The sequence below is a fragment of the Pseudomonas sp. o96-267 genome (genome assembly GCF_003935465.1).
GTDB classification, from domain to species: domain Bacteria; phylum Pseudomonadota; class Gammaproteobacteria; order Pseudomonadales; family Pseudomonadaceae; genus Aquipseudomonas; species Aquipseudomonas sediminis.
Genome location: NZ_RHQP01000026.1, coordinates 16444 through 29525 on the forward strand (window position 1 = coordinate 16444; position 13082 = coordinate 29525).

The following is a 13082-nucleotide window of genomic DNA, read 5'->3' on the forward strand; positions in this document are numbered from 1 at the left end:
CAGTACGGCGACAATCGCGGCTGAAGCCGCTCCTACGTTGTGGAGCGGCAACAGGCACCACTGATAGGCTGTGCGCATGAACCTCGTTGCTCGCCTGCAGGCCCTCATCACCAACGACCCTCGGCGCCTGCGCATCCTGCAGCAGGTGCGCGGGCTCGACCTGCCCGACTGCTGGGTGGCGGCAGGTTTCGTACGCAGCGCCGTCTGGGATCACTTGCACCAACGCAGCGATTCGCCGCTGCCAGAAGATATCGACGTAATCTGGTTCGACCGTTGTCAGCCCTCCCCTACTCGCGATGCTGAGCTGGAGACGATCCTGCGCCACCGGGACGAATCGCTGCAGTGGTCGGTGAAGAATCAGGCACGCATGCATCTACGCAATGGCGATGCGCATTACACCTCGGCCACCGAAGCGATGCGGTATTGGCCGGAGACTGCGACGGCAGTAGCCGTGCGGCTGGATGTGCAAGGTGAGGTTGAAGTTGCCGCACCGCTCGGCCTGGAAGACCTGTTCGGCCTGATCGTGCGCCCGGTCGGAAGGTTCAAGGACGAGAAACAGCCGATCTACCAGGAACGATTGCGCAGCAAGAATTGGCTGGCGACTTGGCCCAAGCTGAAGGTGCTGCCGTAGGGTGGATCACGCCTTACCGATCCACCGGCTGGTGGATGTAAAGAGCGACATCCACCCTACGACAGAAACACCGAGGGAGGCGCTTTAGCGGCGACAATCGCGGCTAAAGCCCCTCCCACGGAGCCAAGGTCAGATACCCGCCACCACCGCGCAGATGCCCTGCGCGCTGCCGGCGAACTGGCTGCACAGGTGATTGATGGAGGTCACCAATACCTGCTCGGGCGAGGAGATGAAATCCACCGACATCATCACACTGAGCATGGTGATGCTGATGATGGAGAAGGTGAACAGCTTGCGCGCCCACACCCGATCATCGACGGCCTTGTAGCCCGACACGCCCATCCACAACCAGTAGGCACCGCTCAGTGCGGCGACCACGAAGTAGCTGTAGCCGGCGTAGCCGCTGAGCGTCAGCATCAGGGTCGCGACCACGAAGGCGGCGATGTACAGCACGATCTGCCGCTTGGCAGCCGAGATCCCCTTGATGACGGGCAGCACCGGGATGTTCGCGGCCTGGTAGTCATTGAAACGGAAGATGGCGATGGCATAGGAATGCGGCATCTGCCACAGGCTGAAGATCAACAACAGGATGGCGGCGCCGGCATCGAACTCGTTGCTCACCGCGCAGTAGCCGACCACGGGCGGAGCCGCCCCGGACAGGCTGCCGACCAGGGTGCCGTACACCGAGCCACGCTTGAGCCACAGGCTGTAGAGGCCGACATAGACCACGAAACCCATGAGCACCAGCATCACCGCCAGGGTGTTGGTGGCGGCGTACAACACGGCCACCCCGGCTACCCCGAGCGCGAAGGCATAGACGATGGCGTGCACAGGGGACACCAGCCCCTGCGCCAGCACCCGGTTACGGGTGCGCTCCATCTTCTGGTCGATGTCCCTATCGATGTAGTTGTTGAACACACAGCCTGAGGCGATCACCAGCGAAACCCCCAGCGCTGTCACGAAGTACAGCACCAGGTTCGCATCGCCGCGCGAAGCCAGGAAGAAACCGCCCGTCACGGAAATCAGATTCCCGAAGACGATGCCCGGCTTGGCGAGGTTGAGGTACTGCTTCAGGAGCGCCAGCATCAGTTGATCATCATGTGATAGTGCATGCTCCACATGATCCAGACCGACAGGCCGACCACGAACGCGATGATCAGCACGGTGAAGATCATCGAAACGACGTTCCAGCGGCCTTCCGCGTCAGTCTTCATGTGCAGGAAATACACGAGGTGAACGAGCACCTGCGCCAGGCCGAAGAGCACCACGGTGATCAGGGTCGCGCCACGGCTCAGGCCCAGCACGTCAGGATGCATGACCAGCATGAAAGGGATCACGGTGAGGATCACCGACAGGATGAAACCGGTCAGGTAATCCTTGAAGCCCACGGCGTGGGCGGCGTGATTGTCTTGGTGAGCCATTTACAGCACCCCCAGCAGGTAGACGACGGTAAATACGCAGATCCACACCACGTCGAGGAAGTGCCAGAACAGGCTGAGCAGCCCGACGCGGGTCTTGTTGGTGTCGGTCAGGCCACGGCTGCCAACCTGGAACATCAGCACCAGCATCCACAGCAGACCGGCACTGACGTGCAGACCATGGGTGCCAACCAGGGTGAAGAACGCCGACCAGTAGGCGCTGACCTGCGGCCCGGCACCTTCATGGATCAGGTGACGGAACTCGTACAGTTCGATGCTGATGAAGGCCACGCCGAACAGGAAGGTGATGCCCAACCAGCGCAGCACCGCGCCCTTGTCGCCACGGTAGGTGGCGAGCATGGCCATGCCGTAGGTGATACTGGAAAACAGCAGTGCGAAGGTTTCCACCAGCACCAGGTGCAAGCCGCCGCCGAGCATTTCCTTCGCGGTGGGGCCACCGGCGAAGGAGTTGCTCAGCACCGCAAAGGTGGCGAACACCGTGGCGAAGATCAGCAGGTCGGTCATCAGGTAAACCCAGAAGCCGAACAGCTTGATCCCACTGGTGTCGTGGTGGTGCTCATGGCCGTGGCCATGAGCGTCATGTGGAAAATGGGGTTCGTAAGCGGTCATGGTTAGGCCTGTACGACTGCGTTGGCTTTGGTTTGGTGGTGCGCCTGCTCGATCCGCGCGATCTCTTCGGGCTGCACGTAGTAGTCGATGTCTTCGTCGTAGGAACGCACGATGAAGCTGACCACGGCGCCGACCAGACCGACGATGGCGAGCCACCAGATGTGCCAGATCATGGCGAAGCCGAAGGCGATGACGAACGCCGAGACGACCAGGCCGTTGCCGGTGTTCTTCGGCATGTGGATCGGCTCGTAGTGCTCCGGCGCAGGCATCAGCTCGACACCGTTCTTCTTCGCCTCATAGAAGGCGTCGATCTTGTCCGCCGTCGGGATGACCGCGAAGTTGTAGAACGGTGGCGGCGAGGACGTCGCCCACTCCAGGGTGCGGCCATCCCACGGGTCGCCGCTCACGTCGACGTTTTCCTTGCGCTTGATGTAGCTGGTGACGAACTGCACCACGGTGAAGACGATGCCGATACCGATCAGCACGGCGCCAACCACGGCCACCTGCACCCACGGCACCCAGGCCGGGTTGTCGAAGTGGTTGAGGCGACGGGTCATGCCCATGAAGCCCAGCACGTACAGCGGCATGAAGGCGAAGTAGAAGCCCAGCAGCCAGCACCAGAACGAGTAGCGGCCGAAACGATCGAGCAACTTGAAGCCGAAGGCTTTCGGGAACCAGTAGATGATGCCGGCCAGGTAGCCGAACACCGCACCACCGATGATCACGTTGTGGAAGTGGGCGATCAAAAACAGGCTGTTGTGCAGCACGAAGTCTGCCGCCGGCACCGCCATCAACACGCCGGTCATGCCGCCGATGGAGAAAGTCACCAGAAAGCCCAGGGTCATCCAGGTCATGGCGTTCAGTTGCAGACGGCCACGGAAGATGGTGAACAGCCAGGTGAAGATCTTCACCCCGGTGGGGATGGCGATGATCGAGGTCATGATGCCGAAGAAGGCGTTGACGCTGGCCCCCGAGCCCATGGTGAAGAAGTGGTGCAGCCACACCACGAACGACAGCACGCCGATGGCCGCAGTTGCCCAGACCATCGAGGCATAACCGAACAGGGTCTTGCGCGAGAAGGTCGCCACCACTTCGGAGAACACACCGAACGCCGGCAGGATGAGGATGTACACCTCCGGGTGACCCCAGATCCAGAACAGGTTGGCGTACATCATCGGGTTGCCGCCCAGTTCATTGGTGAAGAAGTGGAAATCCAGGTAGCGGTCCAGCGACAGCATCGCCAGGGTCGCGGTCAGCGGAGGGAAGGCGCCGCAGATCAGCACGCAGGTAACCAGAATGGTCCAGGTGAAGATCGGCATCTTCATCAGGCTCATGCCCGGTGCACGCATCTTGAGGATGGTGGCGATGAAGTTGACCCCCGTCAGCGTCGTGCCCAAGCCCGATAGCTGCATGCTCCAGATGTAGTAATCCATCCCCACGCCGGGACTGTACTGAATCCCTGACAAAGGCGGATAAGCCACCCAACCGGTCTTGGCAAACTCGCCCAGGCCCAGCGACAGGTTGATCAGCAGCGCGCCGCCGACGAACAGCCAGAAGCTCAGCGAGTTCAGGTAGGGGAAGGCCACGTCACGTGCGCCGATCTGCAGCGGCACGACGATGTTCATCAGGCCGGTGACCAGTGGCATGGCCACGAAGATCAGCATGATGATGCCGTGCGCGGTGAAGATCTGGTCGTAGTGCTCGGGCGGCAGGTAGCCCTGGCCGTCACCGTGGGCCATCGCCAGGTGGGTACGCATCATGATCGCGTCAGCGAAGCCACGCACCAGCATGACCAGCGCGACGAGGATGTACATCACGCCGATTTTCTTGTGGTCCACCGAGGTGAGCCACTCGCTCCACAGGTAGCCCCACTTCTTGAAGTAGGTCACCGCCGCGAACAGTCCCAGACCACCCAGCGCCACGATGGCCAGGGTGATCATGATGATGGGCTCGTGGTACGGAATCGCGTCCAGAGTCAGTTTTCCAAACATATTCACTCCTGCACCTCCGCTGCTTCGTGCATGGCCGTGCTGTGGGAATCTTTCAAGGTCACGTACTGCCCGATCACCTTGTTGAACAGGTTCGGCTCGACCTGGCCGAAGTAGCGAATCGGGTAGATCGGATAGCGGTGGTTGACCATCTCGCCGGGCTCGCCTACCTCTTTGAAGGCGGCGAAGTCCATGACCTCGGGCGACTGCTTGACCTTGTCGACCCACTGCGCGAAGCCTTCATCGCTGACCGAGTGGGTGGTGAAGCGCATGGCCGAGAAGCCTTCGCCGCTGAAGTTGCCGGACTGGCCGAAGAACTCGCCCTGTTCGTTGGCGATCAGGTTGAGCTGGGTACGCTGGCCGCCCATGGCGTAGATCATCCCGCCGAGCTGCGGGATCGACAGCGCGTTCATCACCGTGTCGGAGGTGATGTGGAAGGTCACCGGGGTTTTCTCCGGAATCACCAGCTCGTTGACCACGGCCACGCCCTGATCCGGGTAGATGAACAGCCATTTCCAGTCGAGCGAGACGACTTCGATGTTCAGCGCCGGCTTGTCCGATTCGATCGGGCGATAGGGGTCGAGCGAGTGCGAGGTTTGCCAGATGATGACTGCCAGAACGGCGACGATGATCAGGGGAACGCCCCAGACGACCAGTTCGATCTTGTGCGAATGTGCCCAGTCGGGCATGTAGGTGGCCTTCTCGTTCGACTCGCGATAACGCCAGCCAAACAGGAAGGTCATGATGATCACGGGTACCACCACGATCAGCATGAGTCCGATGGAGATCAGGATCAGATTGCCCTGCTCGACACCGATCTGCCCTTTCGAGTTGAACAGTGCCCAGTCACATCCACCGAGCGCCGAGAAGGCAATCGCCATCACCAGCCAGCGCACACAACGATGGTATTTCTCTTCTTTCATGTCACGACCTTCAACTGAGTGAGCCCCACAATCGGCTTCAGTTGCCGTGCGGCCCATCGAGTAAAAGGCCGGCAGCGAGAACTCAGAGCTTGAGCATCCGTGCAAGCGAAGCGGTAAACCGTGGGAAGCGCGGATGTTGCAGGCTCTGACAGCCTCGCACAATTAGTTAGCAGCCTACTTAAGGGGCGATTGGCCGCCTCTTCTCGACATATTTCGCAACATATACGCAATGATTTGAAACACTTTGCCAGCAGAAGCCGGCAAAGAACCGGATGGGTGCGACAAAAGATCACAGCCCAGGTTTAGAGCTTTTTGTCAGCAAATTGACAGGAATCAATGACACGAAAGATGCTGTCCGCCGCCAGCGCGCCAGGCCTTGACATTGATGAGATTTCAAGAATTTCGAACACGAGGAGCGTCAGCCTTGCGAAAGGCTGAGCATAGAGCGGAGTCAAGTAGAGACAGAGGACGGCTGGTGTTGTAGCCCGGATGCAATCCGGGGCAATCGAGCTCAGTCAAAAAGCATCGCGGCTGAAGCCGCTCCCACGGAGTAGGTGAATGTCTGTAGGAGCGGCTTCAGCCGCGATAGCTTTACCTACTGCCTACGCTACTACTTCCAGGTGCAATAACAGCCCACCGCCAACCCACTGGCCAGCGACACCTGGCGCCCCTGGGTCAGCGCATCGAGCACCGGCTCGACGAAGCTGTTGCTGGAGTTGCACACCAGCCCTTCGCTGTAAGGCCCGGCATAAGCCAGCTTGCCGTCGCGATCCCAGATCGCCAGGGCCGGGCTGGCTGGCAGCGACTCCATGCCCTCGATGCCCGGCAAGGGCTTCATCCGCCCACGCAAGAACGGTGCGATCTCACCTGTGCTGCCCGGCTTCTGCACGCTGTAGAACTCGACATCGGCGTTACGGTGCAGGCCGATCAGGTAGCGCAGGTGCGCGTCGGTTTCCGCGTTGCAGGGGCAGTCCGGGTCCCAGAAGTGCACCACGCGGATCGGCCCGGGGCCGGCCAGCTCAGGCGGCAGCTTCAATTCACCCTGACCGAAGATCACCGTCTGCTCGGCATAGGGCCGCAAATAGGCCGCGCCGCTAAGCCACCAGATCAGTACCACGCTCCCCAGCGCCAACACGCAGAAGCCCACCACCAGATGCTTGAAGCTCAGGCGTTGCAGCAGGTTCATGGCTGATGGCCGAACTTGCGCAGGAACTGCTTCTCCATCTCCTGGCAACTTTCCTCGGTGAAGCTGCGCTCGGTGGCCTGCGCGCTCTTCCAGCAGGCCTCGATGGCCGCACGCTCGCCGGCCTCGATCTCGCTGTCCTGCGGGCGAGTCATGATGTAGATCAGCCCGGCGAAAATCAGTACGACAAAGGCCAGGCCGACCAGGAAAAGGCCCAGGCAGCCACGGCGTCCCAGCCCGACGTTTTCATCATTCACACTCATCGTTCTTCAGTTTCCGCATTCATCAGTGGATAGCTCGCCCCTGCACCGGGGCGAGCGCCGATCATCAACCTTCAACCAGCGTCCACTGCTTGCTCAGGCGCTTGTCCGATACCGCCATCTTCGTGCCCAGTTGCTGGGCGAACAGCGACACGCGGTATTCCTCCAGCATCCAGCGGTACAGCGTCAGCTCCGGATCACGCTTGCCTTCCTGGGCATGCTTGGCAGCGCGGGCCTTGTACTGCTCCCAGTAGCCGGCCAGTTCACCCGTCCACACACGGTCGCGCTGCACCTGCGCACCCACCTTGTCCAGGCGCTGCTCGATGGCCTTGAGGTAACGAGGAATCTCCTTGAGCCACTCGCCCGGCGTCTCGCGCACGAAGCCGGCATACACCAGGCCCGCGAGCTGCTGCTTGATATCGTTGAGCGCCATCGCCTGGGCCAGGTCGATCTTGCCCTTGAAGCGCTTCTGCAGGCCATGGTTGAGCTTGAGGATTTCCAGCACCTGGCGGGCGATACGTTCGGCATGCGTCGTCCAGTCGCCGCGCTTGCGCTCGGCCAGTTGCGCCAGAGCTGCCCCATCGCGCGGCAGCGTGGCTTCGCCTTCGAGGATGCAGGCATCCAGGCTGGCCAACAGAATGTCCTCGACCAGCGCCTCGACGCGGCCGATGTCGCGATAGAGCAGCCCCAGCTCGGTCAGCCCCGGCAGCTTGCCGCGCAGGAACTTGGCCTGTTCGGCCAGTTGCTGCAAGAGCAGGCGCTGCAGGGCGCGGCGGTGCTGGAAGTCGGCCTCGGCCTGAGTCGGGAAGCGCCCTTCCTTGACCACTCCGCCTTCTTCCACCAAGGCCGGGTAGACCGTCATGGAAAGCCCGGCGATCTTCTGCTGCGTCTTCTCGGCCACTTCGGCAAAGGCTTTGGCCTCCACCGCCTTCGGCTTGTCGCTCTGCTGCGGGATGGCCAAGGCCGCCTGGCTGGCCTCGGCGAAACGTGCGGTCAGCTCGGCCAGATCGCGACCTTCGCCAAGGAACTTGCCCTGAGCGTCGACCACCTCAATGTTCATCTTCAGGTGGTTTTCGATGCTTTCAGCAGCCTCCGCCCAGGCCTCGTCGGACACCCGCGCGCCAGTCATGCGCAGCAGTTCATGCCCCAGCGCCTGCGGCAACGAGCCCTGGCCAAACACCAGCTTGTCCAGCGCCGCACCAACGAAGTCCGGCACCGGCACGAAGTTCTTGCGCAGCGCCTTGGGCAGGCCGCGCACCAGGGCGATGCACTTGGCCTCCAGCAGCCCCGGCACCAGCCATTCAAGGCGCTCGGGCGGCAGTTGCGGCAGCAGCGGCGCCGGCACGCGCAGGGTCACGCCGTCACGCGGGTGGTTGGGCTCGAAGTGATAGCTCAGCGGCAATTGCAGCTCGCCAATGCGCAAGGTGTCCGGGTACTGCGCGGCGGTGACTTCCTTGGCATCGCGAGCCAGGGCGTCTTCCTCACGCATGATCAACAGCTGCGGGTCGGCGGCGCTGCCTTTCTTGTACCAGCTCTCGAAACTAGCAGCCTGGTAGATGTCCTGCGGGATACGCGCATCGTAGTAGCCGAACAGGGTTTCCTCGTCGGCGAGAATGTCGCGGCGACGCGACTTGGCCTCCAGCTCGTCGAGACGTTCGAGCAACTGGCGGTTGGCGGTCAGGCAGCGCACGCGGCTGTTGATCTCGCCGCGCACCAGCCCCTCGCGAATGAACATCTCGCGCGAAACAGGCGGGTCGATGGGGCCGTAATGCACCGGGCGGCGACCGACGATGATCATGCCGTACAGGGTGACCTGCTCGTACGCCACCACCTGGCCGCGCTTCTTCTCCCAGTGCGGTTCCAGATGGTTCTTCTTCACCAGGTGGCCGGCCAGCGGCTCGATCCAGTCCGGCTCGATCTTCGCCACCATACGGGCGAACAGCTTGGTGGTTTCCACCAGCTCAGCGGCCATGATCCAGTTGGGCTTCTTGCGCCCGATCACACTCGACGGGTGAATCCAGAAACGCCGCTGGCGCGCGCCGAGGTAGTCGCCCTCCTCGGTCTTCTGGCCGATCTGGCTGAGCAGGCCGGCGAGAATCGCCTTGTGCACGGCGGCGTAATTCTTCGCCCGCACCGCCGCCTCACTGGCTTCGGCCTGCTGGCGGGCGATGGCGTTGACACGGGTGTCCTTGGTCGGCTGCGGCGTGTTAGCCGTTTGCTCGCCCTGCGCCTCCGAGCGGCTCTGGCTGCCCTTGCCCATCAGTTGCAGATCACGGGCGATTAGCACCAGTTGCCGGTGCGCATCGCGCCATTCGCGCAGGCGCATGTAGTTGAGGAAGTTCTTCTTGCACCAGGTGCGCAGCGGGTTGCTGCCCAGCTCCTGGCGTTTTTCCTCAAAACCGCGCCACAGGTTGATCAGCGCGGCGAAGTCCGAATCGACATCCTTCCACTGCGCGTGCGCCTGGTCGGCGGCCTGCTGGCGATCCATCGGTCGCTCGCGCGGATCCTGCACCGACAGCGCGGCGGCAACGATAAGGATTTCCTCCAGGCTGCCCTGCTTGGCGCCTTCCAGCACCATGCGCCCCAGGCGCGGGTCGATGGGCAGGCGCGCCAGTTGCCGGCCGATGGGCGTGAGCTGGCTTTCGCGATTGACCGCCGACAGCTCCTGCAACAGGTTGAAGCCGTCGCTGATGGCCTTGCCATCTGGCGGCTCGATAAAGGGGAAGTCCTCGATGCTGCCCAAACGCAGGTGCAGCATCTGCAGAATCACCGCCGCCAAGTTGGTGCGCAGAATCTCCGGGTCGGTAAATTCAGGGCGCCCGAGAAAATCTTCCTCGCTGTACAAACGAATGCAGATACCCGGCTCGACCCGGCCGCAGCGGCCCTTGCGCTGGTTGGCGCTGGCCTGCGACACCGGCTCGATGGGCAGGCGCTGTACCTTGGCGCGGTAGCTATAGCGGCTGATGCGTGCGGTGCCGCTGTCGATCACGTAGCGGATACCCGGCACGGTCAGCGAGGTTTCCGCGACGTTGGTGGCCAGCACGATCTTGCGCCCGGCCATGGGCGCGAAAATCTTCTGCTGCTCGGCCGGCGTCAGCCGTGCATACAGCGGCAGCACCTCGGTAAAACGCAGATTGGCCTTGCGCAGCACCTCGGCGGCCTCACGAATCTCGCGCTCGCCGGGCAGGAACACCAGCACATCGCCGGGGCGCTGGCCCACGCTGCGCTCGTGCTCGGTGATCTCGTCCAGCGCGGCGAGAATGCCCTGGTCGATGGACAGGTCATCGAGCAGACGCTCGCCCTCCTCGTCCACCTCAGCCGCCAGCGGGCGATACCAGGTTTCCACCGGATAGGTACGACCGGAGACCTCGATGATCGGCGCATCATTAAAGTGCTTGCTGAACCGCTCCAGATCGATGGTCGCCGAAGTGATGATCAGCTTCAGATCCGGGCGACGCGGCAGCAGGGTCTTCAGATAGCCGAGCAGGAAGTCGATGTTGAGGCTACGTTCGTGCGCCTCGTCGACGATGATGGTGTCGTACTTCTCCAGAAAGCGGTCGTGCTGGGTTTCGGCGAGCAGAATGCCGTCGGTCATCAGCTTGATCAGCGTGCCGTCCTTGCTCTGATCCTCGAAACGCACCTGATAACCGACCAGTTCGCCCAGCGGCGTGCCTATCTCTTCCGCCACCCGCGTGGCCACACTGCGCGCCGCCAGCCGACGCGGCTGAGTGTGACCAATCAGCCCATGCACGCCCCGGCCGATCTCCAGACAAATCTTCGGCAACTGCGTGGTCTTGCCCGAGCCGGTCTCACCGGCGATCACCACCACCTGGCTCTTCTCCAGCGCGGCCTTGATCTCATCGCGCTTGGCGGCAATCGGCAACGCATCGTCGTAGCGCATCGTGGGGATGCTGCTACGCCGCGCCGCCACCTTGTCACTGGCCGCCTGAAAACGCTCCAGCCACTGCGCCAGCTTGGCCTCGTCAGGGTGCTTCTGCAGCTCATGCAACTGCCGACGCAAGCGGTGACGCTCGGCGATCATGACGTGGTCGAGGTTGTTCTGCAGCGTGGCGAGGTCAGTCATCTGGATCGGGGCAATCAAGGCAAAGGCGGGATTGTCGCAGATTCGAGCCCTGCCCGCTGCCGAGAGAGAGTTCAGCGCGTAGGGTGGACTCAGGAGCGCCAGCCAACAGTTCACCAGCCAGAACAAAAGGCGTACTGTCTCAGGAGCTGGAGCCATGCTTGCAGCAAAAAAGGCACTAGCGTTGAGTGACTACTAGGCCAAATGTTCGCCGTGATGTCGCGGGCACTCACAAGGAAAACAGGGCAATTATTTTAATAAAAAACAATAACGAAGTGACAAACTCTTCTCCAGCAGGCAAGAAATCGCCCTCGGCACGACCAGTCAATAACCCCAAAGAAAATCACAGAAATTACACAAAAATAAATTTCTAAAACCAATTTCTATTACATAACCATCAATGACCTAGCTGGCCGTTGGCAACCCTCCCACAACAACACTGCTAGCGATTGTAAAGAATGCGGATTCCGCATCACTGAATTCCATTATTTCACGAGTATCTGGCTTCTTTGACCTTTGCTTTAGTGCAAAAAACCTAGACAACTCAAGCAATGCGTTAATTATTTCAATTCGCGGAGTAGTTGCATTAGGAATAATACTCAAACCATAGTGACGACACTCTCTATCTGAATCCTCACCATCATCATCCTCAAATAAAACCACTATCTGCTCTTCATTCAGATCTTCATGAGCACGCTCGTAATTTATTCGCATCATTCCCGCATTAACAGCAAAGCCTTTATCCTCAAGCTTCCCACCTCTCGTCCTCCGAAAGCGCAACTCATTCAAAACATCCAGTATTCTATTAGCATCATCCATTTTAAATGACTTAAAAAACGACACCGCACTTTCCTTTCTAGCAGCACGCAAGTCAAACGTAGCAGACTCGACAAACTCCCCACCTTTCGACTCCGCCAAGATCACACTACTATCAACCTGCGACCAGCACAACTGACAACGGATATCACTTGGCTTCAAATATCGATATACCAGAGCTTCCGCATTGCATTCAGTCACCCCAAAACCCCCTGAAGATTCAGCAACTTCCATATATTCTTTGAATTTCTTATATTAGTTGTAAGCTTGGCAATCCCTGAGATTCGCACTGTGCCTTTTTCTTGGCGCTGAGCATAAGAATACTCAACCTCAGAATTCCCACCTATCAAAAGAGTCAGTGTCCCCTCACCCTGCAAGGTAACCCCAATCTTGTAAGTTTCAACGTCCAAAAAATAGTTTGGCTGCCTTTGTTGCAACTCCGGAAGATAACGAGTGAGCTGCGTCAAAGCCTGCAATATTAAATCAACGCTTTTGTGTTCCGCCGCTTGCCCCCCCCTAAAACTCTCTCTTTCAATCCATTGACTAGCCATTACCTCAATAATCTCACACCACTTTGCATGCTGAGAATTCTTGACCCCTTCACTAAAAAGCCTAACATTTCCGTCTCTATCTATGCTCGGCCTTAACCCCCCACTTTCAATAGCATCATACCAAGACAATCTTTCATCTACAAAATAACGATCCCTTTGCCCGCATACCTCGGTAAGACTTTCAGTGTAGAAAAAACGAGACTTAAACTCAGACCCAATAGTTTCCTGAGCTTTCTTTTTCTGCAAACGCGATGATTCCACGAACCTTACAATATGACCACTTATATAAGAATGATCAAAGCTTGTAGCAGGCGCATCAGCCTCAATTTTCTTCGCCATCACTATCTTCCAAGAATCCCGTTAGAGCATTAACTAAATTCTCAGCAACATCTCTAGTCAAAGCCACTGAATCAAAGATAGCTTGAGGTTCCTCAGGAAGTGCAGTAATGAAATCAACGATAATCACGCTTGAGGTCTGAGCAGCTTTGAACCCAGAAACCAACGAGGGAGCAGTGTGACGTTTTAAGCTTTCCTTTATAACTTTCGACATGTCTTTTCCAATTAACATATAAGCATCGGTAGTGATCGCCATGTAAGACTG

12 protein-coding genes are annotated in these 13082 nt (G+C 59.5%); 1 reads left to right on the forward strand and 11 read right to left on the reverse strand.

Going from position 1 to position 13082, the window contains the following annotated elements; all coding sequences use genetic code 11:
* The first annotated feature begins 76 nt into the window (after positions 1 to 76).
* The gene (locus EGJ86_RS17335; protein WP_125835952.1) at positions 77 to 631 is read left to right on the forward strand and encodes a nucleotidyltransferase family protein; all 555 of its coding nucleotides are present in this window, start codon (positions 77 to 79) and stop codon (positions 629 to 631) included.
* 129 nt (positions 632 to 760) lie between these two features.
* Here the strand turns inward: EGJ86_RS17335 and cyoE are convergent, their stop codons facing one another.
* The 11 genes from cyoE to EGJ86_RS17390 all read right to left on the reverse strand — a co-directional run bounded on the left by cyoE (position 761) and on the right by EGJ86_RS17390 (position 13073).
* The gene (gene cyoE / locus EGJ86_RS17340) at positions 761 to 1717 is read right to left on the reverse strand and encodes a heme o synthase (protein ID WP_125835953.1); all 957 of its coding nucleotides are present in this window, start codon (positions 1715 to 1717) and stop codon (positions 761 to 763) included.
* A complete protein-coding gene (gene cyoD, locus EGJ86_RS17345; protein ID WP_037004643.1) occupies positions 1717 to 2052 on the reverse strand; it encodes a cytochrome o ubiquinol oxidase subunit IV in 336 nt (111 codons plus the stop codon). The genes cyoE and cyoD overlap by 1 nt, the downstream gene beginning before the upstream one ends.
* Entirely contained in the window at positions 2053 to 2679 is a 627-nt protein-coding gene (cyoC, locus tag EGJ86_RS17350; protein WP_099526515.1) for a cytochrome o ubiquinol oxidase subunit III, read from the reverse strand.
* Positions 2680 to 2681: 2 nt separating this feature from the next.
* Positions 2682 to 4670: a cytochrome o ubiquinol oxidase subunit I gene (gene cyoB, locus EGJ86_RS17355; protein WP_045734505.1), complete on the reverse strand. Its 1989-nt coding sequence runs from the start codon at positions 4668 to 4670 to the stop codon at positions 2682 to 2684.
* 2 nt (positions 4671 to 4672) lie between these two features.
* Positions 4673 to 5590, reverse strand: a complete 918-nt coding sequence (gene cyoA / locus EGJ86_RS17360; RefSeq protein WP_125835954.1) for a ubiquinol oxidase subunit II — start codon at positions 5588 to 5590, stop codon at positions 4673 to 4675.
* A gap of 610 nt (positions 5591 to 6200) precedes the next feature.
* Complete coding sequence (locus EGJ86_RS17365; protein WP_125835955.1) at positions 6201 to 6776, reverse strand: DUF6436 domain-containing protein; 576 nt, start codon at positions 6774 to 6776, stop codon at positions 6201 to 6203.
* The gene (locus tag EGJ86_RS17370) at positions 6773 to 7036 is read right to left on the reverse strand and encodes a hypothetical protein (RefSeq protein WP_017677725.1); all 264 of its coding nucleotides are present in this window, start codon (positions 7034 to 7036) and stop codon (positions 6773 to 6775) included. The genes EGJ86_RS17365 and EGJ86_RS17370 overlap by 4 nt, the downstream gene beginning before the upstream one ends.
* 64 nt (positions 7037 to 7100) lie before the next feature.
* The gene (gene hrpA, locus EGJ86_RS17375; RefSeq protein WP_125835956.1) at positions 7101 to 11117 is read right to left on the reverse strand and encodes an ATP-dependent RNA helicase HrpA; all 4017 of its coding nucleotides are present in this window, start codon (positions 11115 to 11117) and stop codon (positions 7101 to 7103) included.
* A 402-nt stretch (positions 11118 to 11519) separates the two neighbouring features.
* On the reverse strand, positions 11520 to 12131 hold the full coding sequence (locus EGJ86_RS17380) for a hypothetical protein (protein WP_218565887.1): 612 nt from the start codon (positions 12129 to 12131) through the stop codon (positions 11520 to 11522).
* Positions 12128 to 12820 (reverse strand): hypothetical protein, encoded by a 693-nt coding sequence (locus tag EGJ86_RS17385; RefSeq protein WP_125835958.1) that lies wholly within the window; start codon positions 12818 to 12820, stop codon positions 12128 to 12130. The genes EGJ86_RS17380 and EGJ86_RS17385 overlap by 4 nt, the downstream gene beginning before the upstream one ends.
* Positions 12804 to 13073: a hypothetical protein gene (locus EGJ86_RS17390; protein WP_125835959.1), complete on the reverse strand. Its 270-nt coding sequence runs from the start codon at positions 13071 to 13073 to the stop codon at positions 12804 to 12806. The genes EGJ86_RS17385 and EGJ86_RS17390 overlap by 17 nt, the downstream gene beginning before the upstream one ends.
* Between the last annotated feature and the right edge of the window lie 9 nt (positions 13074 to 13082).

Excerpts from the sequence above, each read along its gene's own strand:
- EGJ86_RS17335 (WP_125835952.1), top strand. The coding sequence starts at position 77 with ATGAACCTCGTTGCTCGCCTGCAGGCCCTCATCACCAACGACCCTCGG.
- cyoE (WP_125835953.1), bottom strand. The coding sequence starts at position 1,717 with ATGCTGGCGCTCCTGAAGCAGTACCTCAACCTCGCCAAGCCGGGCATC.
- cyoD (WP_037004643.1), bottom strand. The coding sequence starts at position 2,052 with ATGGCTCACCAAGACAATCACGCCGCCCACGCCGTGGGCTTCAAGGAT.
- cyoC (WP_099526515.1), bottom strand. The coding sequence starts at position 2,679 with ATGACCGCTTACGAACCCCATTTTCCACATGACGCTCATGGCCACGGC.
- cyoB (WP_045734505.1), bottom strand. The coding sequence starts at position 4,670 with ATGTTTGGAAAACTGACTCTGGACGCGATTCCGTACCACGAGCCCATC.
- cyoA (WP_125835954.1), bottom strand. The coding sequence starts at position 5,590 with ATGAAAGAAGAGAAATACCATCGTTGTGTGCGCTGGCTGGTGATGGCG.
- EGJ86_RS17365 (WP_125835955.1), bottom strand. The coding sequence starts at position 6,776 with ATGAACCTGCTGCAACGCCTGAGCTTCAAGCATCTGGTGGTGGGCTTC.
- EGJ86_RS17370 (WP_017677725.1), bottom strand. The coding sequence starts at position 7,036 with ATGAGTGTGAATGATGAAAACGTCGGGCTGGGACGCCGTGGCTGCCTG.
- hrpA (WP_125835956.1), bottom strand. The coding sequence starts at position 11,117 with ATGACTGACCTCGCCACGCTGCAGAACAACCTCGACCACGTCATGATC.
- EGJ86_RS17385 (WP_125835958.1), bottom strand. The coding sequence starts at position 12,820 with ATGGCGAAGAAAATTGAGGCTGATGCGCCTGCTACAAGCTTTGATCAT.
- EGJ86_RS17390 (WP_125835959.1), bottom strand. The coding sequence starts at position 13,073 with ATGGCGATCACTACCGATGCTTATATGTTAATTGGAAAAGACATGTCG.